Source organism: Halobellus ordinarius, from assembly GCF_031823395.1.
Classification (GTDB): Archaea; Halobacteriota; Halobacteria; order Halobacteriales; family Haloferacaceae; genus Haloquadratum; species Haloquadratum ordinarius.
In genome coordinates this window covers 23,787-44,393 of record NZ_JAVQKJ010000007.1, presented here as the reverse complement: position 1 = coordinate 44,393, position 20,607 = coordinate 23,787, and the positions used below count along the sequence as shown (strand labels likewise).

The window sequence follows — 20,607 nt, the reverse complement described above, 5'->3', positions numbered from 1 at the left end:
CATGGGACGACGAATTCAAGGCCAGCGTCGTGGTCGCGGCACGTCCACGTTCCGGGCGCCGTCGCACCGCTACAAGGCCGAACTCTCGCACAAGAAGGACGAATCGAGCGACACCATCTCCGGTGAGATCGTCGACATCGAACACGACCCCGCGCGCAGCGCGCCGGTCGTGGCCGTCGAGTTCGAGGACGGCGACCGACGCCTCGTCCTCGCACCCGAGGGTGTCGCCATCGGCGACACGATCCAGGTCGGCGTCTCCGCGGAGATCAAGCCCGGCAACACGCTCCCGCTCGCGGAGATCCCGGAAGGGGTCCCCGTGTGTAACGTCGAGAGCCAGCCCGGCGACGGCGGGAAATTCGCCCGCGCCTCGGGGACGAGCGCACAGCTCGTCACCCACGACCGCCGCGTGGCGATCGTGAAGCTCCCCTCGGGAGCGGTCAAGCGGCTGAACCCGCAGTGTCGTGCCACCGTCGGCGTCGTCGCCGGCGGCGGCCGCACGGAGAAACCGTTCGTGAAGGCGGGCAAGAAGCACCACAAGATGAAAGCGCGCGGCATCAAGTGGCCGCGCGTCCGCGGGGTCGCGATGAACGCCGTCGACCACCCGTTCGGTGGCGGCGGCCGCCAGCACCCCGGACAGCCGAAATCCGTCTCCCGGGACGCCCCGCCGGGACGGAAGGTCGGCGACATCGCCTCGAAGCGCACCGGTCGCGGTGGCAAAGGAGGCAAAGACAACTAATGAGTTCCGAATACCGAACCGGCCGCGAGGGTGAGTTCACCTACCGCGGCCACACGCTCGACGAGCTGCAGGAGATGTCGCTCGAGGAGGTCGCGGAACTGCTACCCGCACGACAGCGGCGAACCATCGAACGGGGACTGTCGGTCCAGCAGGAGAAGCTGCTGGAGAAGGCCCGCGAGGCCGGTCCGCAGGAGACGGCCAACGATCCGATCCGGACCCACCTCCGGGACATGCCCGTGCTGCCCGAGTTCGTCGAGAAGACGTTCGCGGTCTACACCGGGCAGTCCTTCGAGCGCGTCCGCGTCGAACCCGAAATGATCGGCCACTACCTGGGCGAGTTCCAGCTGACGCGGACGTCGGTCGAACACGGCCAGGCCGGCATCGGCGCGACCCGGTCCTCGAAGTTCGTGCCGCTCAAATAAATTATGGGTATCAACTACAGCGTCGAGGCCGACCCGGAGACCACCGCCAAGGGGATGCTCCGCGATCGGCCCATCAGCCTGAAGCACAGTAAGGCGGTCGCCCGACAGATCAAGGGCAAGACCGTCGCGGACGCGGAGGCGTACCTCCAGGACGTCATCGACGAGAAGCGCTCCGTCCCGTTCAAACAGCACAACACCGGCGTCGGGCACCGTTCCGACATCGACGGCTGGGACGCGGGTCGGTACCCCGAGAAGGTCTCGAAGGCGTTCCTCGAACTCTTAGAGAACGTCTCGTCGAACGCCGACGAGCAGGGATTCGACGGCGAGTCGATGACGATCAAACACGTCGCCGCCCACAAGGTCGGCGAACGCCAGGGTCGCAAACCCCGGGCGTTCGGCAGTGCCGACCCCTGGAACACGACGGTCTGCGACGTCGAACTCATCATCGAGGACATCGAGGAGGTCGAAGCCTAATGGCCGACGAACACCAGTTCATCGAGGACGGACTGCAGCGCTCACAGATCGACGAGTTCTTCGCAGACGAACTCGGTCGCGCCGGCTACGGCGGGATGGACGTCGCGAAGACCCCGATGGGGACCCAGATCGTCCTGAAGGCCGAAAAGCCCGGGATGGTCATCGGCAAGGGCGGGAAGAACATCCGGAAGGTCACCCGCGAACTCGAAGAGCGGTTCGACCTCGAAGACCCCCAGATCGACGTGCAGGAGGTCGACGAACCCGACCTCAACGCCCGCATCGTCGCGGACCGGCTGGCCAACGCCCTAGAGCGTGGCTGGTACTTCCGCAAGGCGGGCCACACGACGATCGACCGCATTATGGAGTCCGGCGCCCTCGGCGCCGAGATCGTCCTGAGCGGGAAGGTCACGGGGGCGCGCTCGCGCGTCGAGAAGTTCAACCGTGGCTACATCAAGCACAACGGCGAACCCGCCCAGGAGATCGTCGACGAGGGCCAGGGCGTCGCGGTGATGAAGCTCGGCACGATCGGCGTGACCGTCAAGATCATCCCGCCGGGCGCGGAACTGCCCGACGACTTCGAGATCCACGAGGACGTCGACATCGAGCCCGTCGAACAGATCGCCGAAAGCGAAGGCGTCGAATCGCTCCTCGAGGAGGAGCCCGAGGAGATCCCGGACGTCGGCGAGGACGAGGACGTCGAAGTTCCCGACGAGACGCCCGAGGAGGTCATCGACGAGGAGGTCGTCGAGGAAGTCATCGACGAGACCGGCGAGGAACCCGTCGAGACCGGCGACGTCGACGAGGGCGAAGAGCCCGACCTCGACGAACTCGACGAGGACGTCGAGGCCGAAGCCGAGGAGCTGCTCGACGAGATGGAAGACGCAGACGAATCGGAAGACGCCGAGGAGTCCGACGACGAGGAGGGTGAGGAATAATGGCGATCCTCTACCCCGAAGAGATCCGCGATATGACGGCCGCAGAGCGCGACGCCGAACTCGAAGGGCTCGAGACGGAACTCCTGAATATGGAGGCCCAGCAGGCCGCCGGCGGCGCCCCGGAGAACCCGGGGCGCGTCGGCGAGCTGAAGCGGACGATCGCGCGGATCAAGACGATCCAGGCCGAAGAAGGCGATTTCGACGAGGACCAGGAGTAACACCGCAATGGCACTGACACCCGAGACGCTGACACGACACGAACTCAACGGCCTCCGCGTGGCCGTCGCCGACGCGCCCAACCCCGACCTCGTCGGGATCTGTGGCCGCGTCGTCGGCGAGACGATGCGGACGCTTCGCGTGGCTGTCAGCGACTGCGACGGATCGGCCCTGGACGGCCGATCCGACGGCACTCGGGTGAAGCAGGTGCCGAAGCGCGGCTCGACGCTGGAGTTCGAGCTCCCCGCCCGGGGGGGTACGCCCGGACCGAAAGCGACGAACACAGATGAAGCCGCCGACGCCGCGAAGGCGTCGGGGACCGCGTCCGAACTCCGATCGGATACTGCCGGCGGATTGGAAGCCGGTCAGTCGGGTCGGCCCGCTGCGACCGACGCAGCGGCGTCCCATTCCGGGACGTGCGAGGGCGCGGCCTACGTTACGGTGGATGGCACACGGCTGCTCTCACGACCCGCCTTGCGGACCGAGAAGGCAGGTGACACACTATGGCGATAGGACTGAACGTAGAAGAACCGGAGGAGGCCTGCTCCGACGAGAACTGTCCGTTCCACGGGACACTTTCCGTGCGCGGACAGACGCTCGAGGGCACGGTCGCCTCCACCGACATGGAGAAAACCGTCATCGTGGAGCGTGAATACGACGTTCACGTTCCCAAGTACGACCGCTTTATGAAGCGGCGTAGTCGCATCCCCGCCCACGCACCCCCGTGTGTGGAGATCGAGGAGGGCGACACGGTACGCATCGCGGAGACCCGACCGCTGTCGAAGACCAAGGCTCACGTCGTGGTCGAGACCCTCGGAGGTGAGGAGTGATGGAGGCCCTGAAAGCCGACGTCACGAAAGGCCTCGAACGAGGCTCGCTCATCACGTGCGCCGACAACACTGGCGCGCGCCAGTTGAAGGTCATCAGCGTGAAGGGCTCCGGTGGAACGAAGAACCGACACCCCAAGGCGGGCATCGGCGACCAGGTCACCGTCTCGGTGACCAAAGGGACGCCCGAGATGCGCCGCCAGGTGCTCGAAGCCGTCATCGTCCGGCAGCGGCAGTCGATCCGCCGCCCGGACGGCACGCGCGTGAAGTTCGAGGACAACGCCGGCGTCATCATCGACGAGATGGAGGAGCCGCGCGGGACCGAGATCAAAGGACCGATCGCGCGTGAGGTGGCCGAGCGCTTCGGGAGCATCGCATCGACAGCGACGATGATCGTGTGATCAGCACAGTATGACCAAACAACCACGCAAACAGCGACAACGCACGCAGAACGCGCCCTTACACCGGCGGCAGACGCAGGTCCGCGCGACGCTGTCCGAGGACCTCCGCGAGGAGTACGGACAGCGCAACGTTCGCGTCAACGCAGGCGACACCGTCGAGGTGCTCCGCGGCGACGACGCCGGCACGGAAGCCGAGGTCGTCGAGGTGGACCTCCGGGACACCGCCGTCCACGTCGAGGACGTGACGGTCGAGAAGGCCGACGGCGAGGAAGTGCCCCGGCCGCTCGACGCCTCGAACCTCCGCGTGACCGAACTGGACCTGGAAGACGACCGCCGCGAGGCGCGACTGCAGGCGACGGAGGACGAACAATGACGCGACACCAGAAGCGACTGTCGGCACCGAACGCCTGGCCGGTCGAACGGAAGACGGAGACGTTCACCGTCAAGGCCGGCGCAGGTCCGCACGGAGAGGCAGGGGTCCCCCTGCTCGTCCTGCTGCGGGACGTGCTCGGCTACGTCGACTCGAAGAAGGAGGCGCGCTTCGCGCTGAACGAGGGCACGGTCCTCGTCAACGGCGACGCCGTCTCCGACGAGCAGCGCCCGGTGGGGATGTTCGACATCCTCGCGTTCACCGAGCGCGAAGAGTACTACCGCGTCTTCCCCGAGGAAGGCGGCCGGCTCTCCCTGACGCCGATCGACATAGAGGCGGCGGGGAGTCGCCTCGGCAAGATCGTCGGAAAGCAGGACGTTCACGGCGGCGCGACGCAGCTGACGCTGCACGACGGCACGAACGTCCGCATCGACGAAGAGGGCGACGAGTACGGCACGAACGACTCCCTCGTCGTCGACAACGACAACAAGGAGATCGTCGCGCACTTCCCCTACGAGGAGGGTGCGCTCGTGACGGCCGTCGACGGCACCCACTCCGGTGACATCGGCGAGATCGACGAGATCACTGTCACCGCCGGCAGCGGCGACAACACCGTCACCGTCGAGACCGACGGCGGCAGCTTCGAGACGATCGAAGACTACGTCGTCGTGATCGACGAGAACTTCGTCGACGACGACGAGGATGCGGCCGCTGACGCGGACGCCGACGAGGCGGACGCAGAGGAAACGGACGAAGCGGCCGACGACGAGTCGGCCGACGGAGGTGACGACGAATGAGCGACGCGACGTTCCACGAGATGCGCGAACCGCAGATCGAGAAGGTCGTCGTCCACATGGGCGTCGGCGAGGGCGGTCGCGAACTCGCAAACGGGGAGGAGATCCTCGAAGAGATCACCGGGCAGGAAGCCGTCCGCACGACGGCGACCCGCGCCGCGACGCAGTTCGGCGCCCGCACCGGCGATCCGATCGGCGCGAAGGTCACCCTTCGCGGCGAGAACGCCGAAGCGTTCCTGGAGACGGCGCTGCCGCTGACCGAGCTCTCGGCGCGGCAGTTCGACGAGACCGGGAACTTCAGTTTCGGCGTCGAGGAACACACCGCCTTCCCGTCTCAGGAGTACGACCCGCAGATCGGGATCTACGGCCTGGACGTGACGGTCAACCTCGTCCGGCCCGGCTACCGGGTGAAAAAGCGCGACAAGGCGTCGCGCTCGATCCCCAACAGCCACCGGCTGACGCCGGACGACGCGACGGCCTTCGTCGAGGAGACCTTCGACGTCACCGTCGACGCGGAGGACACAGTATGAGCGAATCAGAGACAGAACAGACGGGCGAGCACGCGACCCGCCGCACGGGCCAGAGCCACGAGTGTCGACGCTGTGGCCGCAATCAGGGTCTCGTCGGTAAATACGAGATCTACCTGTGCCGGCAGTGCTTCCGCGAGGTCGCCCGCGAGATGGGATTCAAGAAGTATCGATAACGATGACAGGAAACGATCCACTGGCTAACGCGCTCGCCGGCGTCGACAACGCCGAGAGCGTCGGCCACCTGTCCCACGAGATACAGCCCGCCTCCAACGTCATCGGCTCCGTCCTCGAGGTCTTCTACGACCGCGGGTACATCGACGGCTTCGAGTTCGTCGACGACGGCAAGGCCGGACGGTTCGAGGTCGAACTGAGCGGCGCGATCAACGAATGTGGCGCCGTCAAGCCCCGCTACTCGGCGGGCGCAGACGAGTTCGAGAAGTGGGAGAAGCGATACCTCCCCGCCCGCGACTACGGGACGCTCATCGTCACGACGAGCCACGGCGTGATGAGCCACTACGACGCCCGAAACGCGGGTATCGGTGGCCAAGTAATCGCTTACGTGTACTGAGACTATGACCAGAGAAGAAATCGAAATTCCGGACGAGGTCTCCGCCGAAGTGTCGAACCTCGATCTGACGATCGAGGGGCCCAACGGCAGCGTCACCCGGACGCTGTGGTACCCCTCAGTCAGCGTCAGCGTCGAGGACGGCGCAGTCGTCATCACCGCCGAGGAGACGGACGCGAAGACGAACGCCACCGTCGGGACCTTCGAGAGCCACGTGACGAACATGATCCACGGGGTCACCGAAGGCTGGGAGTACGAGATGGAAGTCTACTACGCCCACTTCCCGATGCAGGTCGACGTCGACGGCGACGAGGTCGTCATCGAGAACTTCCTCGGTGAGCGGTCCGAGCGGCGGACACCGATCCGCGGAGACACGGAGGTACAGGTCGACGGCGAAGTGGTCACCCTGACGGGCCCCTCGAAAGAGGACGTCGGGCAGACCGCCGCCGACATCGAACAGCTCACTCGCGTGACGGACAAGGACACGCGCGTCTTCCAGGACGGCGTCTACATCACGCAGAAACCGCAGACGGGTGGTGCCTGATATGGCCGACGAAGACGAAATCGAAACACTCGAAGACATCAGCGGCGTCGGCCCCTCGAAGGCCGAGGCGCTCAGAGACGCCGGCTACGAGTCGGTCGACGACGTTAAGGCGGCGAGCCAGTCGGAACTGGCCGACGTCGACGGCGTCGGGAACGCTCTTGCGGCCCGGATCAAGGCCGACGTGGGTGGCCTCGAGGTCACCGACGAGACCGAAGCCGAGGTCGAAGAGGAGACCGACGAAGCGGAGACCGAGGAAGTCGAAACCGAACTTCGACCCCGCGGTCACGCCGACAAGACGCCGGAGCTAGACGAGGAAACCGCCCGCGCGCTCGGACAGAAGCACCGCGAGGGCAAGCCCGCGTTCCGCCGGCAGAAGTACCACGCCAAGAAGCGCGTGCCCGAATCCTGGCGGAAGCCCCGCGGCAACCTCTCGAAGCAGCGCCGGGGAATTAAGGGCAAAGGCGACTCCGTCGAGGCGGGCTTCCGCTCGCCGAAGGCCGCTCGCGGCCTGCACCCCTCGGGCTTCGAGGAGGTGCGCGTCCACAACGTCGACGACCTCGAAGGCGTCGACGGCGACACGCAGGCAGTGCGCATCGCCTCGAAGGTCGGCGGACGGAAGCGCGAGCGAATCGAAGAGGTCGCAGAGGACCGCGAGATCCGCGTCCTCAACCCGACCTACGTCGAAGTGGAGGTCGAAGAATGACGGATCTGAAAGCACAGAAACGGATGGCCGCCGACGTCCTCGACGTCGGTAAGAGCCGGGTCTGGTTCGACCCCGAACAGCAAGGCGAGATCGCGGAGGCAATCACCCGTGAGGACATCCGCGACCTGGTCGATCAGGGGACCATTCGCGCCACAGACGCGAAGGGCAACTCCAAGGGTCGCGCCCGGGAACGCGCAGCGAAGCGCGCCTACGGCCACCGCAAAGGCCCCGGCTCCCGCAAAGGGAAGGCCGGCGGCCGGAAGAACGAGAAGGACGAATGGGTCAGCCGCATCCGCGCTCAGCGTCGTCGCCTGAAGGAACTGCGCGACGACGGCCCGCTTACCCCGACGCAGTACCGCGAAGTGTACAACAAGGCGTCGGGCGGCGAGTTCGAGGACGTGGCGCGGCTCGAAGCGTACATTCGGAACAACTACGATGTGGAGATAGAATAATGGCAACAGGACCACGCTACACGGTGCCGATGCGACGTCGGCGCGAGGTCCGGACGGACTACCACCAGAGGTTGCGCCTGCTGAAATCAGGCAAGCCACGCCTGGTTGCTCGCGTGAGCAACCAGCACGTCAGGGCGCAGCTGATTACCCCCGGACCGGACGGAGACGAAACGCACGCGGCCGCATCCTCCGAGGACCTTGCGGAGTACGGCTGGGAGGCCCCAACCGGGAACCTTCCCAGCGCGTATCTCACGGGCTTTCTCGCAGGGACGCGCGCCGTCGAGGCCGGCCTCGACGAGGCTGTCCTCGATATCGGACTGAACACCGCGACACCCGGCAACAAGGTGTTCGCGATCCAGGAAGGAGCGATCGACGCTGGCCTCGAGATCCCGCACAACGAGTCGGTACTCGCAGACTGGTCTCGGAACCGCGGCGAGCACATCGCCGAGTACGCCGAGCAGCTGGAGGAGCCGCTCTACAGCGGCGATTTCGACGCCACGCAACTCCCTGAGCACTTCGACGATGTGCTCGAGCGACTACAGGAGGACGCATGAGCCAACGTAACGACAACGGCTGGACGCCGCGCACGCGGCTCGGCCAGATGGTACAGGACGGCGACGTGACCTCGATGGAGCAGGCCCTCGAAACCGGGCTGCCGCTCAAAGAGCCGGAACTCGTCGATCAGCTCCTGCCGGGGCTGGACGACGAGGTGCTGGACATCAACATGGTCCAGCGGATGACCGACTCCGGCCGCCGGGTGAAGTTCCGCTGTGTCGTCGCGATCGGTAACCGCGACGGGTTCCTCGGCTACGCCGAGGGGCGGGACGACCAGGTCGGCTCCGCGATCCAGAAGGCGATCGACGTCGCGAAGCTCAACATCATCTCGGTGGACCGCGGATCGGGCTCGTGGGAAGACTCCGCCGGCGGCCGCAACTCCCTCACCCGGAAGGCAGAGGGGAAGGCCGGCTCGGTGACAGTCGAGATTATGCCCGCGCCGCAGGGGCTCGGCCTGGCGGCCGCCCCGACCGTCCGCAACATCCTCGAACTGGCGGGCGTCCAGGACGCCTGGACCCGCTCGAACGGGAACACGCGGACGACGGTCAACCTCGCGAAGGCGACGTACAACGCGCTGAAGAACGCCTCGCAGTCGCGGACGCCCCGACGCGCCAGGGCCAAGCAGCGTGAGGGCGAGGTGAGCGAGTGATGCAGGCGATCGTTCAGATCCGCGGTGAGGTCAATATGAGCGGCGCCGTGCGGGACACGCTGAAGATGCTCAACATCCACCGCGTGAACCACTGCGCTCTCGTCCCCGAGACCGAAACCTACCGCGGGATGATCACCAAGGTCAACGACTACGTCGCCCACGGCGAACCCAGCGTCGAGACGGTCGAGACGCTGCTCGCGACGCGGGCCGAGCCCGAGGAGGGCGACGCCGAGGTCGACGAGGCGTGGCTGGCCGAGCACACCGACTACGACGACTTCGGTGCGCTCGCCGAAGCGCTGGTCGACGAGGAGACGACCCTGCGCGAGCAGGGGCTCTCACCGGTGCTTCGGCTGCACCCGCCGCGCGGCGGCCATCGCGGCCAGAAGCACCCGACGACCGAGGGCGGACAGCTCGGCAAACACGACACCGACGGGATCGACGAACTCCTGGAGGCAATGCGATGACCTCGAAGAAACGACGCCAGCGCGGCTCCCGAACGCACGGCGGCGGCACGCACAAGAACCGGCGCGGTGCCGGGCACCGTGGCGGCCGCGGCCGGGCGGGTCGCGACAAACACGAATTCCACAACTACGAACCGATCGGCAAACACGGCTTCAAGCGGCCGGAAGACGCGACGCGAACGGTCGCGGAGGTCAACGTCCGTCGGCTGGACGAGGACGCCGCGCTGCTCGTCGCTGACGGCTTGGCCGAAGAGGACGGCGACGGCTTCCACATCGACGCCCGCGACGTCGTCGAGGACGACGACGCCGACATCGTCAAGGTGCTGGGCGGTGGACAGGTCCGACAGGAGCTGTCGGTCGTCGCCGACGCCTTTACCGACGGCGCGGTCGAACTCATCGAGGGCGCCGGCGGGAGCGTCGAACTCACCGAACGCGGCGAGGAACTCGCCGCCGAGGACGACGCCGACGAAGCCGACGACACCGAGGAGTAAACTATGGGATGGAAGGAGGCCGCCGAACCGGTGCTGACGCGGATGCCGTCAGTCACGCGTCCGGAGGGACACGTCCCGTTCCGCCGGAAGCTCGCGTGGACCGCCGGGATCCTCGTGCTGTATTTCTTCCTCACGAACGTGACGATGTTCGGGCTGCAAACCGGCGGGCCTGGCGGGGACTTCTACGGGCAGTTCCGGAGTATCCTCGCCGGGTCGCAGGGGTCGATCCTGCAGCTGGGCATCGGCCCGATCGTCACGGCGAGCATCGTCCTCCAGTTGCTCGGCGGCGCCGACCTGCTGGGACTGGACACTGACGATCCCCGCGATCAGGTGCTGTATCAGGGCCTCCAGAAGCTTTTGGTGGTCGTGATGATCTGTCTGACGGGGCTGCCGATGGTGTTCGCCGGCAACTTCCTGCCGCCGAGTGAAGCGCTCGGGCAGTCGCTCGGGATCGGCACGGGCGGCGTGCGGGGAATCATCTTCGCGCAGATGTTCGTCGGCGGTGTCCTCATCCTGTTCATGGACGAGATCGTGAGCAAGTGGGGCGTCGGCTCCGGTGTCGGGCTGTTCATCATCGCCGGCGTGAGCCAACAGCTCGTCGCCGGGCTGTTCAGCTGGCAGAGCCTGGGCGGGCAGAGCGGGTTCTTCCCGACGTGGATCGGTATCATCACCGGTGCCGTCGAGATCGGCTCGCCGCTGACCCCCGGCGGACTCTCGGATCTCTTCCTCGGGCAGGGACAGATCCTCGCGTTGATCACGACGGTGCTGATCTTCGGGATCGTCGTCTACGCGGAGTCCGTCCGTATCGAGATTCCGCTCGCACACGCGAACGTGAAGGGCGCCCGGGGGCGCTTCCCGGTGAAGCTCATCTACGCCAGCGTCCTGCCGATGATCCTCGTTCGCGCGCTGCAGGCGAACCTCCAGTTCCTCGGCCAGATCCTCAACAACTGGTGGGCGGGGATGCCCGCCTGGATCGGCCAGTACAGCCAGGGCCAGGTCACCGGTGGCCTGTTCTGGTATCTCGCGCCGATCCAGACCCGACAGGACTGGATGTGGTTCCTCGGATTCACCTCCCAGGAACCCGCCGCGATCGCCGCTCGCGTAGCGATCGATCTGACCTTTATGATCATCGGCGGCGCCATCTTCGCCATCTTCTGGGTGGAGACGACGGGGATGGGCCCCGAGGCGACCGCAAAGCAGATCCAAAACTCCGGGATGCAGATCCCCGGCTTTCGGCGGAACCCGCAGGTCATAGAGAAGGTGATGGAGCGGTACATCCCGCAGGTGACCGTCATCGGCGGCGCCTTAGTCGGCCTGCTGGCCGTGCTCGCGAATATGCTGGGCACGATCGGCGGCGTCTCCGGAACGGGGCTGCTGCTGACGGTCTCGATCACGTACAAGCTGTACGAGGAGATCGCCGAAGAGCAGCTGATGGAGATGCATCCGATGATGCGCGAGATGTTCAACTAAACCCACGACGAGCGTTCCCTTTTATTTCGACTGTCGAAGATCGGTACTTCGACCGCCGGAGCCGAACGAACCACCGCACTCGCAGTCGAACTCTCGCCGAGAACCACCGTGTTTTTGCCCGCTGGTCCGGTAGAACCCACAGACCGAATGGCCCGATACCACATCGAGACGTACGGCTGTACCTCCAACCGCGGCGAGAGCCGGCAGATAGAGAGCGCGCTCCGCGATGCCGGCCACTACCCCGTCGACGGGCCGGAGGATGCCGACGTCGCCATTATGAACACCTGTACGGTGGTCGAGAAGACGGAGCGGAATATGCTCCGTCGGGCCAAAGAACTCGAATCTGAGACGGCGGATCTCATCATCACCGGCTGTATGGCCCTCGCACAGGGCGAGGAGTTCCAGGCGGAGGGGATCGACGCGCAGATCCTCCACTGGGACGACGTGCCCGCAGCGGTGACGAACGGCGAGTGTCCGACGCCCGGTCCAGGGACCGAACCCGTCTTAGACGGCGTCGTCGGGATCCTGCCGATCGCCCGCGGCTGTCTGTCGAACTGCTCGTACTGCATCACGAAGTTCGCGACCGGCCGCGTCGACTCCCCGCCGGTCGAGGAGAACATCGAGAAGGCCCGCGCGCTCGTCCACGCGGGCGCGAAGGAACTCCGAATCACCGGCCAGGACACCGGTGTGTACGGCTGGGATACGGGCGAGCGGAAGCTCCCCGAGCTGCTCGATCGGATCTGTACGGAGATTGACGGCGACTTCCGAGTCCGACTGGGGATGGCAAACCCCGGTGGCGTCCACGGGATCCGCGAGGAGTTGGCCGACGTCTTCGCCCGCCACGACGAACTGTACAACTTCATCCACCTGCCAGTCCAGTCTGGCTCGGACGAGGTGTTAGAGGAGATGCGCCGGCAGCACCGCGTCGAGAAATTCAGGGAGATCGTCGAAACGTTCGACGCGCGGCTGGACTACTGGACGCTCTCGACCGACTTCATCGTGGGTTTCCCGACGGAGACCGCCGAAGATCACGAACGGAGTATGGAGCTGTTCCGCGAAATCCGGCCGGAAAAGGTCAACGTCACGCGCTTCTCGAAGCGCCCCGGCACCGACGCCGCCGACCTGAAGGGCCTCGGCGGGACGGTGAAGAAGGAACGCTCGAAGGAGATGTCCGACCTGAAGATGGACGTCGTCGCCGAGGCCTACGAGTCGATGGTCGGCGAGACCCGCCGGGTGATGGCCGTTCGGGAGGGGACCGGCGACTCGATGAAGTGCCGCGACGGGGCCTACCGGCAGGTCATCGTCCGGAGCGCTACGGAACGCGGGATCGAACCCGGCGACTTCTTCGATGTCGAGGTGACGAGCCACCAGACGGTCTACGCGTTCGGCGAGCCGCTCGAGTCAGTCGCCTCGGCGTCGGCATCGGCTACCTCCTCGTCTGCGGCGGACGGAGAGACGGAGTCGGCCGCCGTCGAGCGCTCGTCGGCAGATTCCGACTGAGAGACGTCGCCGCGATCCCGCGCGATGGCCGTCCCGATGAGCCGATCGGCCTCCGTATCCTCCTTCCACTCGCCGAGTTCCTTCGGGTCTACGTGGACGAACACGTCGTCGATCTCCGGCATCCGCCGGATCGACTCGACGACCGCGGATTCGATGTCGTGGGCCTCGAAGAGGGTCATATCGCCCTCCACCTCGATGTGGAGGCTCACGTCGACCTCCGGCCCGACGTAGTGGGCCACGACGTCGTGGGCGCCGCGGACCTGCGGGTGTTCGAGCGCGCGTTCGAGGATCTGCGAGCGGAGCTCCTCCGGCGGCGCCGCGCCGACGAGGTAGTTCACGTTGTCGCGGACGATCTCGTAGCCCGTGTAGAAGATGCCGACGGAGACGACCCCGGCGGCGATCGGATCGAGGACGGGCGCGCCGAAGGAGGCGCCGACCACCCCGACGAGCGCCGCGCTGGCGGTGAGGATGTCGTTTCGGTTGTCTAACGCGGCGGCGACGACCGCCGGCGAGTGCTGTTCCTCGCCGACCCGGAGACAGTACCGGTAGAGGCCGTACTTCGCGACCGCCGTCCCGGCCAAGACGGCCACGCCCGCCACACCCGCCTCGACACCGTAGGTCCCGTTCAGCACCGAGGTGACGGCGTTCCAGAGGACGGCCGCGCCCGCGGCGAAGACGCCGACAGCGACGAAAAGCGAGACGAACGGTTCGATCCGCTCGTGGCCGTGGGGGTGCTCGAAGTCCGGCGGCTGAGTCGTCAGGTACAGCCCCGCGAGGATCACGAGGCTGTAGACGGAGTCGGCGAGGCTGTTGACCGCCTCCGACCCGACAGCGAGGCTCCCGGTGACCCACCAGACGCCGCCTTTCGCGAGGACGAGCGCCAGGTTGACTGCGAAGATGACCGCGCCCACGCGGCGGACGACGCGCCTCCGGCCCTCTGTCATCGTCCGAGCGTACCGCTCCCAAGGCTAAGGTGCTTCGGTCGCGAGACGGATACGATTTAGTGAGGATTGTAACTGTGGGCTCCTCCGGGTAGAAGGCCTCGGAAGCCCCCGCTCGCTCGACTCGGGGCGCGAAGCAAGCACCGCAGCGAACGGAGTGAGCGAGGAGCGCAGCGAGCGCCCCGAGTCGAGCGAGCGGCCCCTTCCATTCCCACCCGCGCGGTTCTTCGGCGGTCGTCGACTGCAAAATTGATTCTGCTCCGCAGGCCCCAGGTGATTTCGTGGCGAACAGTCAGCACCCGCGCCGGCGACGACGCCCCCTCGAAACGCCGTCGCCGTCTCCTCCCGCGCCGACGTGCCGAGCTATCGTCGCGTTTGCAAGTCTCCCCGTGATCGATCGCACAGCGGCGTGCGATCGGATCCGGTACCAGTTGCAAACGCGACGATACCGCCCCGACGCGGGGTTGTCGTCAGATCACGGGGCGTCTGGCCGCGGGTTCGTATATAAATCTCCGGCTGGCAGAAGCGAGTGTGCGAGCCGCCGGTCTATGGCGCGAAAAACGACTCAGCCGTCGAGATCGAGACTGACTGCCCGGTCCGGATCAGCGTCCTCGCCCTCCACAGTCGCCGCCGACAGACCGGCGAACGCCTCGTGGAGGCGTTCGTAGGTGTCTTCGAGCGCCTCGACGATCACCTGCGTCTCGCCGATCACGGGCATAAAGTTCGTGTCGCCGCTCCACCGCGGCACGAGGTGGGTGTGGACGTGATCGTCGATCGACCCGCCCGCGGCGTCGCCGCCGAGGTTCTCGCCCGTGTTGATGCCATCCGGCCCGAGTGCGGCGTCCAGCGCGTCGATCGTCGCGATCTTCAGGCGGGCGTGATCGAGCAGTTCGGCGTCCGAAAGCGTCCCCCACTCGCCGGTGTGCTGGCGGGGGATGACCATCACGTGGCCGGGACTGTACGGGTAGTTGTTCAAGATCACGAAGGAGTGCTCGCTGCGGGCGACGATCCGGCTCTGGCGGTCTTCGTCGCGTTCGGGCAGCACGCAGAACGGACAGCCTTCGACGTTCTGCTCTTCGGGGTCGCGTTCGACCCACTCGATCCGCCAGGGGGCGAATACCTGCTCCATCGGCTACGCGGTCAGGATCTCACAGCCGTCCTCGGTGACGACGACGGTGTGTTCCGCCTGGGCGACGAGTTCCCCGTCGTCCTCTTTCAGCACCGGATACCCGTGGAGGACGCCCTGCTGTGACAGGCGCTTGACTGCCATCTCTGCGCGCCCCGACTCCAGCCATCGGGCGGCGAAGGGCAGCGTCCGGTACTTCTCGGTCACCTGTTCGAGGACCTGGCGGGCGGCCCGGTTCCGGACCGAGCGGTCGTTTTCGAGGCTGTAGATCTCCTCCTTCGAGCCCTCGGTGACCTTCCCGCGGCCGGTCGTCGCAAAGGGTTCGATCGCGACGACGTCGCCGACTTCGAGTTCGACGCCGCGGTCGGTCCCGCGGTTCGGGATCGTCGGCCCGGTGTGGGCGTCCCACTGGGCGACGCCGTGGCCCGAGAGATTCAGAATCGGCGTGTAGCCGTAGCCGCGGATCACGTCCTCGATCGCGGCGCCGATCTCGCCGGTCTCGACGCCCGGGCCGACCGCATCGAGCGCCGCGTCCAGCGCCTCCTCGGCGGCCTCCACGAGTTCGGGGTTGCCGGAGAGGTCGACGGTCACCGCGGCGTCGGCGATGTAGCCGTCGATGTGGACGCCGCAGTCCAGACAGACCATCTCCTCGCCGAACTCCGTGTCGTCGTCGCGGCCGGGCGAGGCGTGAGAGGCCTCCTCGTCGACGCTGATGTTCGCCGGGAAGGCGGGCCCGTCGGCGAGTTCGTTGATCTGCTCCTCGGCGAACTCCGCGACTTCGAGGTGGGTGGTGCCCGGCTCGACCAGTTCGGCGGCCTCGTCGAGCACCTGCCGGAGAACCGACCCGGCCTCTCTGTACTTCTCCATCGTCTCCTCGTCGAGAGGTCCGTCGCTCATACATAGATAGTCGGTCGAACGGCTCAAAGAGGTTCCGAAGGAGCCGTTGCCGTGCGGTAACGCGGTCGAGGAGATCACCGCCTTACTCGGCGACGCTCGCGACGAGTTCGCGGAGGTACTCGATCTCTTCCGGAAAGATCCCGTGGCCGCGGCCGCTGTAGCGATCGAAGCGCACGTCGGCGCCCAGCCGCTCGAAGACGTCGACGGTCTCCTCGGCCCTCGACATCGGGATATGCGGGTCGTCGTCGCTGACGCCGACGAAAAAAGGCATTCCGTCGACGTCGCCGTCGTAGTCGAACTCGCGGCCTTCCTCGCCGATCAGTCCGCCCGAGAAGAGAACGACGCCGCCGTACCGGCGCGGATCGCGCGCGACGAAGTCCGAAACCAGACACGCGCCCTGCGAGAAGCCGACCAGGATCACCTTCTCGGCCGGGAGCCCGCCCGACTGCGCTTCTTCGACTGCGCGGCCGAGATGCGACAGCGCCGAGTCGAGATGCGGCTGGTTCGCGTCGGTCGGCGCGAGAAAGCGGTTGGGGTACCAGGTGCCGCGTTGTGCCTGCGGCGCGGCGTAGTGAATCCCCTCACGGTCGATCTCGCTTGCGAACTGGAGCATCCCGTCGGCGCGGGCGCCGCGGCCGTGGGCGAGCACGACTGCGAGGTCGGCCTCGTCCGGCGCGGCGCCTGCAGTCCGAATCGGCTGATCGCCGTGCGGGTCGTCGCCCCCGGGCGTCCGACGGCTCATCGGTTCGTCCCTCCGTTCGGCGCGGTCGTTTCGCTCGCAGCGACCGTCGGTTCACCGCCCGATGCATCCGTACCGGCGGTGGCATCGACGCCGGACTCGGGCGGGTCGAGCGACGGCAACGCGGCCTCGATCCCCTCGCGCTCCTCGGCCAGCCACTCGGGGAGTTTGAGTGCCGAGCCGAGCGCGTCGACGTCCTCGTCGACGGTGAAGCCCGGCCCGTCGGTCGCGATCTCGAAGAGGATCCCGCCGGGCTCCCGGAAGTAGATCGACTGGAAGTACTGCCGGTCTTTCTGCGGCGTCACGAACTGGCCGGCCTCCGAGAGGCGGTCGCGCCACTGCAGTTGCTCCGCCTCGTCTTCGGCGCGGAACGCGACGTGGTGGACAGTACCGACGCCGGGACGGCCCCGCGGCGGGTGCCGGTGGAGGACGTCGACGACGGTTGCGTGATCGCCGGCGGCGACGTAGCGGACTCGCTCTCCACCGTCGTCGTCCTCGCTTCCGACGCGGTCGAAGCCGAGGAGTTCGAGTACCTTCGCGGTCGCATCCGGCTCCGCGGAGTGCAGCGTGACACCGAAGAACCCGCGGATCGCCCGATCTTCGGGAACGGGACCGCCGGTCCAGGGCTCGATCGACGAGTCGGCGGGGTCGGTCTCGACCAGTTCCAGCGGCTGGCCGTCGGGATCCTCGAACGGCAGGACGGACGCGCCGAAACACGTCAGGCTGTCGCCGACGGTCGCCGGCGAGGCTGCGAGCCGCTCGCTCCAGTAATCGAGGCTGCCGTCGGGGACGGCGAACGCTGTCGCGACCGCCTGACCCCGGCCGGGGCGTCCCGGTCGTGCTCCCGCGAAGGGGAAAAAGGTGAGCGCGGTGCCCGGCGAGCCCGTCTCGTCGCCGTAGTAGAGGTGATACGTCGTCGTGTCGTCGAAGTTGACCGTCCGCTTGACGAACCGCAGGCCGAGCGTCCCGGTGTAGAAATCCAGGTTCGCCTGCGGGTCACCCGCGACGGCCGAAACGTGGTGAAGTCCGTTGGTTTGCATTGTGGTGAGAAAGCGCGATCGTAGTAACGCTCTGTTACCTACTATAGAGGCGAAACCATTTGTAGGTTCGCGGACGAAGAGGTCACCAGGTGACATCAGTGCCCCCAGAGACGTCCGACGTCGACGACGCGTGTTCAGTGATCGACTCGCTGGAACAGATCGGCTCGCAGTGGCGGCTGATCGTCCTCCACGACCTCCAGGAGGGCGAAAAGCGGTTCAACGAACTCAAACGCTCGACGGACGCCAGTTCCCGGACGCTCTCCCGCGTTCTCGACGACCTCCAGGACCTCGGCTTCGTCAACCGGCGGCTGGAGGAAGACGCGCCGGTCGCGACCTTCTACTCGCTGACGCCGAAGGGACGGTCGCTCTGTCCGGTGTTCGACGAGATCGAAGAGTGGGCCGACGAGTGGCTAGAGGCGACGCCGACGGGCGAGGATCCGGCCTCCGTCGCGACCGACGGCGGCGCTGAGGGCGATTCGGCGGGCGCGGGCGACGGCGAAAAGTGAGGACTCGGGCCGTCGAAGCGCTGTTTTCGGCCTGTTGTGCCAGCGCCGCTCAGACGCCGTCGACCAGCCGCTGTAGCTGCTCGGGCGGAACGGCGCCGCGGGCGGCGCGGCCGTCGTAGACGAACGTGGGCACGCCCGTAATCTTCGCCTCGCGGGCCTCGCGGAACTGCTCTCTCAACCTTGATCGGCGCTCGTCGTCCGCAAGTGCCTCACGGACGTCGGCCTCGTCGACGCCGACGTCGTCGGCGAGATCGACCAGCACGTCCGCATCGCCGATGTCGCGGCCCTCGTGCCAGAGGGCCTCGAAGACGGCCTCGTCGAAGTCGAGCCAGGTCTCGTGATCGTATTGCTCCCGGATCGCGACCGAGACGAGCTGTGCGGGCAGGGAGTCGACCTCGGTGGCGAGATCCAGTTCCATCTCGTCGGCGCCGTACTCCTCCTGCAGGCGCCGGACGTTCTGTTTCGCCTGTTCGTAGTACGACTCGTCTTTCCCGTCGTCGACGTCGTGGTTGATCGTGCCGTCCGGGTTTCGCTTGCCCGCACGGAGATCGTAGGGCTGCCAGTCGATCCGCAGTTCTTCCTCGCGTCCGTCCTGGTACTCCGCGAGCGATCGTCGCCCGAGATAGCAGAACGGACAGACGTAATCGGAGTAGATCGTAATCCGGTCCGTCGTGGACTCCGCGTCGTCAGTCATCGTCACAACGGAGGGGACGCGCGCACAAGAACCCCACTCGTGAGTGTTCCGGGCGGACACGACCGGCCGAGCGGGACAACTCACGGGACGCACCTCTGCCAGTCGTCGCGGCACTCGGAAAGGGCGGGGCGCGTTGATCCGGAGTGGTATCCGGTTCAAGCGAGATGGCAAGAATTGCGCGCGCTCGGAGCGATAACGGCAGTAATTTAGTGCCGGTGCGGAAAGAGCCGGATGTTTATGAGCTACGACCAGATCGAAGTCCCCGACACAGGGGAGAAGATCACGCTCGCCGACGAGGAGACCGGGGAACTCGACGTACCGGACACGCCGATCATCCCGATCATCCACGGCGACGGGATCGGAACCGACGTCGGGCCGGCCGCACAGAAGGTTCTCGACGCCGCCGCGGAGGCGACGGGTCGCTCCATCGCGTGGATGCGCCTCTATGCGGGCGGGTCCGCCCGGGAGAAGTACGGCGAAAATCTCCCCGAGGACACGGTGCAGGCGATCCGTGAGCACCGCGCCGCGATCAAGGGGCCGCTCACGACGCCGGTCGGCGCCGGCTTCCGCTCGCTGAACGTCGCGCTCCGCAAGGAGCTCGATCTCTACGCGAACGTCCGCCCGACCTACCACATCGAAGGCGTCCCGTCACCGGTCAAGGAACCCGGGGAGATGGATATGGTCACGTTCCGAGAGAACACCGAGGACGTCTACGCCGGCATCGAGTGGGAGGCCGGCACCGACGAGGTCGAGCAGGTCAAGCAGTTCGTCGAAGACGAGATGGGCGAAGACGACGTGATCCACGACGGTCCCGTCGGCATCGGCGTCAAGCCGATCACCGAGTTCGGCACGAAGCGGCTGGTCCGTGAGGCCATCGACTACGCGCTCGAGAACGACCGCGCCACCGTCACGCTGGTCCACAAGGGGAACATTATGAAGTTCACCGAGGGCGCGTTCCGCGATTGGGGCTACGAGGTCGCCGAGGAGGAGTACGGCGACGGCGTCATCACCGAGGACGAACTCTGGGAGGAGTACGACGGCGAGGCACCCGAGGGGACGCTCGTCGTCAACGACCGCATCGCGGACAATATGCTCCAGCAGCTCCTCACCCGGACGAGCGAGTACGACGTCATCGCGACGATGAACCTCAACGGCGACTATATGTCTGACGCCGCCGGCGCGCAGATCGGTGGTCTCGGCATCGCGCCGGGCGCGAACTACGGCGAGGGCCTCTGTCTGGCCGAGCCGGTCCACGGCTCCGCGCCCAAGTACGCGGGCGAGGACAAGGTGAACCCGACGGCGATGATCCTCTCGGGTCGGGAACTGTTCGAGTACCTCGGCTGGAAGGACGCCGGCCAGCTCATCCGCGACGCCGTCGAGGAGACCATCTCCTCGGGGAAGGTCACTTACGACCTCCACCGACAGATCGAGGGCGGCACGAAACTCGCGACCTCCGAGTTCGCCGAGGCGGTCGTCGAGAACATTCACGACCTGGCGTAAGCGGCTCCTACCCTCGCGTTGTCGGGCAGATCTCGGCTTTTTTCGCGCGAGCCGAAAGTTCAAACGGGA

29 protein-coding genes and 1 pseudogene are annotated in these 20,607 nt (G+C 66.6%); 24 read left to right on the top strand and 6 right to left on the bottom strand.

What is annotated here, in order from left to right; all coding sequences use genetic code 11:
- The first annotated feature begins 1 nt into the window (after nt 1).
- From RJT48_RS11185 to RJT48_RS11080, 22 genes are all read left to right on the top strand, one after another.
- Nucleotides 2-736: a 50S ribosomal protein L2 gene (locus tag RJT48_RS11185; RefSeq protein WP_311172367.1), complete on the top strand. Its 735-nt coding sequence runs from the start codon at nt 2-4 to the stop codon at nt 734-736.
- Nucleotides 736-1,158, top strand: coding sequence for a 30S ribosomal protein S19 (locus tag RJT48_RS11180; protein WP_311172366.1), 423 nt, complete (start codon nt 736-738; stop codon nt 1,156-1,158). Before RJT48_RS11185 ends, RJT48_RS11180 begins: the two co-directional genes overlap by 1 nt.
- A 3-nt stretch (nt 1,159-1,161) precedes the next feature.
- Entirely contained in the window at nt 1,162-1,632 is a 471-nt protein-coding gene (locus RJT48_RS11175; RefSeq protein ID WP_311172365.1) for a 50S ribosomal protein L22, read from the top strand.
- Nucleotides 1,632-2,567, top strand: coding sequence for a 30S ribosomal protein S3 (locus tag RJT48_RS11170; RefSeq protein WP_311172364.1), 936 nt, complete (start codon nt 1,632-1,634; stop codon nt 2,565-2,567). Before RJT48_RS11175 ends, RJT48_RS11170 begins: the two co-directional genes overlap by 1 nt.
- A complete protein-coding gene (rpmC, locus tag RJT48_RS11165) occupies nt 2,567-2,785 on the top strand; it encodes a 50S ribosomal protein L29 (RefSeq protein WP_311172363.1) in 219 nt (72 codons plus the stop codon). The genes RJT48_RS11170 and rpmC overlap by 1 nt, the downstream gene beginning before the upstream one ends.
- 7 nt (nt 2,786-2,792) lie before the next feature.
- Nucleotides 2,793-3,296 carry a ribonuclease P protein component 1 gene (locus RJT48_RS11160; protein ID WP_311172362.1) on the top strand — a complete coding sequence of 168 codons (504 nt, stop codon included), beginning with the start codon at nt 2,793-2,795 and terminating at the stop codon, nt 3,294-3,296.
- Entirely contained in the window at nt 3,287-3,613 is a 327-nt protein-coding gene (locus RJT48_RS11155; RefSeq protein WP_311172361.1) for a 30S ribosomal protein S17, read from the top strand. Before RJT48_RS11160 ends, RJT48_RS11155 begins: the two co-directional genes overlap by 10 nt.
- Nucleotides 3,613-4,011 (top strand): 50S ribosomal protein L14, encoded by a 399-nt coding sequence (locus RJT48_RS11150; protein ID WP_311172360.1) that lies wholly within the window; start codon nt 3,613-3,615, stop codon nt 4,009-4,011. The genes RJT48_RS11155 and RJT48_RS11150 overlap by 1 nt, the downstream gene beginning before the upstream one ends.
- Nucleotides 4,012-4,021: 10 nt before the next feature.
- Complete coding sequence (gene rplX, locus RJT48_RS11145; RefSeq protein ID WP_311172359.1) at nt 4,022-4,384, top strand: 50S ribosomal protein L24; 363 nt, start codon at nt 4,022-4,024, stop codon at nt 4,382-4,384.
- On the top strand, nt 4,381-5,178 hold the full coding sequence (locus RJT48_RS11140; RefSeq protein WP_311172358.1) for a 30S ribosomal protein S4e: 798 nt from the start codon (nt 4,381-4,383) through the stop codon (nt 5,176-5,178). The genes rplX and RJT48_RS11140 overlap by 4 nt, the downstream gene beginning before the upstream one ends.
- Nucleotides 5,175-5,705 carry a 50S ribosomal protein L5 gene (locus tag RJT48_RS11135; RefSeq protein WP_311172357.1) on the top strand — a complete coding sequence of 177 codons (531 nt, stop codon included), beginning with the start codon at nt 5,175-5,177 and terminating at the stop codon, nt 5,703-5,705. Before RJT48_RS11140 ends, RJT48_RS11135 begins: the two co-directional genes overlap by 4 nt.
- Entirely contained in the window at nt 5,702-5,878 is a 177-nt protein-coding gene (locus RJT48_RS11130; RefSeq protein WP_311172356.1) for a 30S ribosomal protein S14, read from the top strand. The genes RJT48_RS11135 and RJT48_RS11130 overlap by 4 nt, the downstream gene beginning before the upstream one ends.
- A gap of 2 nt (nt 5,879-5,880) precedes the next feature.
- The gene (locus tag RJT48_RS11125; protein WP_311172355.1) at nt 5,881-6,273 is read left to right on the top strand and encodes a 30S ribosomal protein S8; all 393 of its coding nucleotides are present in this window, start codon (nt 5,881-5,883) and stop codon (nt 6,271-6,273) included.
- A gap of 4 nt (nt 6,274-6,277) precedes the next feature.
- Nucleotides 6,278-6,814: a 50S ribosomal protein L6 gene (locus tag RJT48_RS11120; RefSeq protein WP_311172354.1), complete on the top strand. Its 537-nt coding sequence runs from the start codon at nt 6,278-6,280 to the stop codon at nt 6,812-6,814.
- A 1-nt stretch (nt 6,815) separates the two neighbouring features.
- On the top strand, nt 6,816-7,517 hold the full coding sequence (locus tag RJT48_RS11115) for a 50S ribosomal protein L32e (protein ID WP_311172353.1): 702 nt from the start codon (nt 6,816-6,818) through the stop codon (nt 7,515-7,517).
- Nucleotides 7,514-7,969, top strand: a complete 456-nt coding sequence (locus RJT48_RS11110; RefSeq protein ID WP_311172352.1) for a 50S ribosomal protein L19e — start codon at nt 7,514-7,516, stop codon at nt 7,967-7,969. Before RJT48_RS11115 ends, RJT48_RS11110 begins: the two co-directional genes overlap by 4 nt.
- Entirely contained in the window at nt 7,969-8,523 is a 555-nt protein-coding gene (locus tag RJT48_RS11105; protein ID WP_311172351.1) for a 50S ribosomal protein L18, read from the top strand. The genes RJT48_RS11110 and RJT48_RS11105 overlap by 1 nt, the downstream gene beginning before the upstream one ends.
- Entirely contained in the window at nt 8,520-9,173 is a 654-nt protein-coding gene (locus RJT48_RS11100) for a 30S ribosomal protein S5 (protein ID WP_311172350.1), read from the top strand. The genes RJT48_RS11105 and RJT48_RS11100 overlap by 4 nt, the downstream gene beginning before the upstream one ends.
- Nucleotides 9,173-9,637: a 50S ribosomal protein L30 gene (locus tag RJT48_RS11095; protein ID WP_311172349.1), complete on the top strand. Its 465-nt coding sequence runs from the start codon at nt 9,173-9,175 to the stop codon at nt 9,635-9,637. Before RJT48_RS11100 ends, RJT48_RS11095 begins: the two co-directional genes overlap by 1 nt.
- Nucleotides 9,634-10,125, top strand: a complete 492-nt coding sequence (locus RJT48_RS11090) for an uL15m family ribosomal protein (RefSeq protein ID WP_311172348.1) — start codon at nt 9,634-9,636, stop codon at nt 10,123-10,125. The genes RJT48_RS11095 and RJT48_RS11090 overlap by 4 nt, the downstream gene beginning before the upstream one ends.
- 3 nt (nt 10,126-10,128) lie before the next feature.
- Entirely contained in the window at nt 10,129-11,595 is a 1,467-nt protein-coding gene (secY, locus tag RJT48_RS11085) for a preprotein translocase subunit SecY (protein ID WP_311172347.1), read from the top strand.
- A gap of 147 nt (nt 11,596-11,742) precedes the next feature.
- A complete protein-coding gene (locus RJT48_RS11080) occupies nt 11,743-13,095 on the top strand; it encodes a tRNA (N(6)-L-threonylcarbamoyladenosine(37)-C(2))-methylthiotransferase (protein WP_311172346.1) in 1,353 nt (450 codons plus the stop codon).
- A gap of 5 nt (nt 13,096-13,100) precedes the next feature.
- Here RJT48_RS11080 and RJT48_RS11075 read toward each other — a convergent pair.
- The 5 genes and pseudogenes from RJT48_RS11075 to RJT48_RS11055 all read right to left on the bottom strand — a co-directional run.
- Nucleotides 13,101-14,039, bottom strand: a pseudogene (locus RJT48_RS11075) (cation diffusion facilitator family transporter); the annotation flags it as partial.
- A 562-nt stretch (nt 14,040-14,601) separates the two neighbouring features.
- A complete protein-coding gene (locus RJT48_RS11070) occupies nt 14,602-15,165 on the bottom strand; it encodes an HIT family protein (protein ID WP_311172345.1) in 564 nt (187 codons plus the stop codon).
- 3 nt (nt 15,166-15,168) lie between these two features.
- Nucleotides 15,169-16,059 carry a type II methionyl aminopeptidase gene (gene map, locus RJT48_RS11065; RefSeq protein WP_311172344.1) on the bottom strand — a complete coding sequence of 297 codons (891 nt, stop codon included), beginning with the start codon at nt 16,057-16,059 and terminating at the stop codon, nt 15,169-15,171.
- Nucleotides 16,060-16,141: 82 nt separating this feature from the next.
- Entirely contained in the window at nt 16,142-16,801 is a 660-nt protein-coding gene (locus tag RJT48_RS11060; RefSeq protein WP_311172343.1) for an alpha/beta hydrolase, read from the bottom strand.
- Complete coding sequence (locus tag RJT48_RS11055; protein ID WP_311172342.1) at nt 16,798-17,838, bottom strand: ring-cleaving dioxygenase; 1,041 nt, start codon at nt 17,836-17,838, stop codon at nt 16,798-16,800. Before RJT48_RS11055 ends, RJT48_RS11060 begins: the two co-directional genes overlap by 4 nt.
- A 98-nt stretch (nt 17,839-17,936) precedes the next feature.
- Here RJT48_RS11055 and RJT48_RS11050 point away from each other — a divergent pair, with 98 nt between their 5' ends.
- Nucleotides 17,937-18,344, top strand: coding sequence for a winged helix-turn-helix transcriptional regulator (locus tag RJT48_RS11050; RefSeq protein WP_311172643.1), 408 nt, complete (start codon nt 17,937-17,939; stop codon nt 18,342-18,344).
- Between the two features lie 49 nt (nt 18,345-18,393).
- Here the strand turns inward: RJT48_RS11050 and RJT48_RS11045 are convergent, their stop codons facing one another.
- Nucleotides 18,394-19,038, bottom strand: a complete 645-nt coding sequence (locus tag RJT48_RS11045; RefSeq protein ID WP_311172341.1) for a DsbA family oxidoreductase — start codon at nt 19,036-19,038, stop codon at nt 18,394-18,396.
- A 237-nt stretch (nt 19,039-19,275) separates the two neighbouring features.
- Between RJT48_RS11045 and icd the strand changes: the two genes are divergently transcribed.
- Nucleotides 19,276-20,538, top strand: coding sequence for an isocitrate dehydrogenase (NADP(+)) (gene icd / locus RJT48_RS11040; protein WP_311172340.1), 1,263 nt, complete (start codon nt 19,276-19,278; stop codon nt 20,536-20,538).
- Nucleotides 20,539-20,607: the final 69 nt, after the last annotated feature.

What these genes read in the sequence shown, in the direction of transcription:
- RJT48_RS11185 (WP_311172367.1), top strand. Translation starts at nt 2, where the DNA reads ATGGGACGACGAATTCAAGGCCAGCGTCGTGGTCGCGGCACGTCCACG.
- RJT48_RS11180 (WP_311172366.1), top strand. Translation starts at nt 736, where the DNA reads ATGAGTTCCGAATACCGAACCGGCCGCGAGGGTGAGTTCACCTACCGC.
- RJT48_RS11175 (WP_311172365.1), top strand. Translation starts at nt 1,162, where the DNA reads ATGGGTATCAACTACAGCGTCGAGGCCGACCCGGAGACCACCGCCAAG.
- RJT48_RS11170 (WP_311172364.1), top strand. Translation starts at nt 1,632, where the DNA reads ATGGCCGACGAACACCAGTTCATCGAGGACGGACTGCAGCGCTCACAG.
- rpmC (WP_311172363.1), top strand. Translation starts at nt 2,567, where the DNA reads ATGGCGATCCTCTACCCCGAAGAGATCCGCGATATGACGGCCGCAGAG.
- RJT48_RS11160 (WP_311172362.1), top strand. Translation starts at nt 2,793, where the DNA reads ATGGCACTGACACCCGAGACGCTGACACGACACGAACTCAACGGCCTC.
- RJT48_RS11155 (WP_311172361.1), top strand. Translation starts at nt 3,287, where the DNA reads ATGGCGATAGGACTGAACGTAGAAGAACCGGAGGAGGCCTGCTCCGAC.
- RJT48_RS11150 (WP_311172360.1), top strand. Translation starts at nt 3,613, where the DNA reads ATGGAGGCCCTGAAAGCCGACGTCACGAAAGGCCTCGAACGAGGCTCG.
- rplX (WP_311172359.1), top strand. Translation starts at nt 4,022, where the DNA reads ATGACCAAACAACCACGCAAACAGCGACAACGCACGCAGAACGCGCCC.
- RJT48_RS11140 (WP_311172358.1), top strand. Translation starts at nt 4,381, where the DNA reads ATGACGCGACACCAGAAGCGACTGTCGGCACCGAACGCCTGGCCGGTC.
- RJT48_RS11135 (WP_311172357.1), top strand. Translation starts at nt 5,175, where the DNA reads ATGAGCGACGCGACGTTCCACGAGATGCGCGAACCGCAGATCGAGAAG.
- RJT48_RS11130 (WP_311172356.1), top strand. Translation starts at nt 5,702, where the DNA reads ATGAGCGAATCAGAGACAGAACAGACGGGCGAGCACGCGACCCGCCGC.
- RJT48_RS11125 (WP_311172355.1), top strand. Translation starts at nt 5,881, where the DNA reads ATGACAGGAAACGATCCACTGGCTAACGCGCTCGCCGGCGTCGACAAC.
- RJT48_RS11120 (WP_311172354.1), top strand. Translation starts at nt 6,278, where the DNA reads ATGACCAGAGAAGAAATCGAAATTCCGGACGAGGTCTCCGCCGAAGTG.
- RJT48_RS11115 (WP_311172353.1), top strand. Translation starts at nt 6,816, where the DNA reads ATGGCCGACGAAGACGAAATCGAAACACTCGAAGACATCAGCGGCGTC.
- RJT48_RS11110 (WP_311172352.1), top strand. Translation starts at nt 7,514, where the DNA reads ATGACGGATCTGAAAGCACAGAAACGGATGGCCGCCGACGTCCTCGAC.
- RJT48_RS11105 (WP_311172351.1), top strand. Translation starts at nt 7,969, where the DNA reads ATGGCAACAGGACCACGCTACACGGTGCCGATGCGACGTCGGCGCGAG.
- RJT48_RS11100 (WP_311172350.1), top strand. Translation starts at nt 8,520, where the DNA reads ATGAGCCAACGTAACGACAACGGCTGGACGCCGCGCACGCGGCTCGGC.
- RJT48_RS11095 (WP_311172349.1), top strand. Translation starts at nt 9,173, where the DNA reads ATGCAGGCGATCGTTCAGATCCGCGGTGAGGTCAATATGAGCGGCGCC.
- RJT48_RS11090 (WP_311172348.1), top strand. Translation starts at nt 9,634, where the DNA reads ATGACCTCGAAGAAACGACGCCAGCGCGGCTCCCGAACGCACGGCGGC.
- secY (WP_311172347.1), top strand. Translation starts at nt 10,129, where the DNA reads ATGGGATGGAAGGAGGCCGCCGAACCGGTGCTGACGCGGATGCCGTCA.
- RJT48_RS11080 (WP_311172346.1), top strand. Translation starts at nt 11,743, where the DNA reads ATGGCCCGATACCACATCGAGACGTACGGCTGTACCTCCAACCGCGGC.
- RJT48_RS11070 (WP_311172345.1), bottom strand. Translation starts at nt 15,165, where the DNA reads ATGGAGCAGGTATTCGCCCCCTGGCGGATCGAGTGGGTCGAACGCGAC.
- map (WP_311172344.1), bottom strand. Translation starts at nt 16,059, where the DNA reads ATGAGCGACGGACCTCTCGACGAGGAGACGATGGAGAAGTACAGAGAG.
- RJT48_RS11060 (WP_311172343.1), bottom strand. Translation starts at nt 16,801, where the DNA reads ATGAGCCGTCGGACGCCCGGGGGCGACGACCCGCACGGCGATCAGCCG.
- RJT48_RS11055 (WP_311172342.1), bottom strand. Translation starts at nt 17,838, where the DNA reads ATGCAAACCAACGGACTTCACCACGTTTCGGCCGTCGCGGGTGACCCG.
- RJT48_RS11045 (WP_311172341.1), bottom strand. Translation starts at nt 19,038, where the DNA reads ATGACTGACGACGCGGAGTCCACGACGGACCGGATTACGATCTACTCC.
- icd (WP_311172340.1), top strand. Translation starts at nt 19,276, where the DNA reads ATGAGCTACGACCAGATCGAAGTCCCCGACACAGGGGAGAAGATCACG.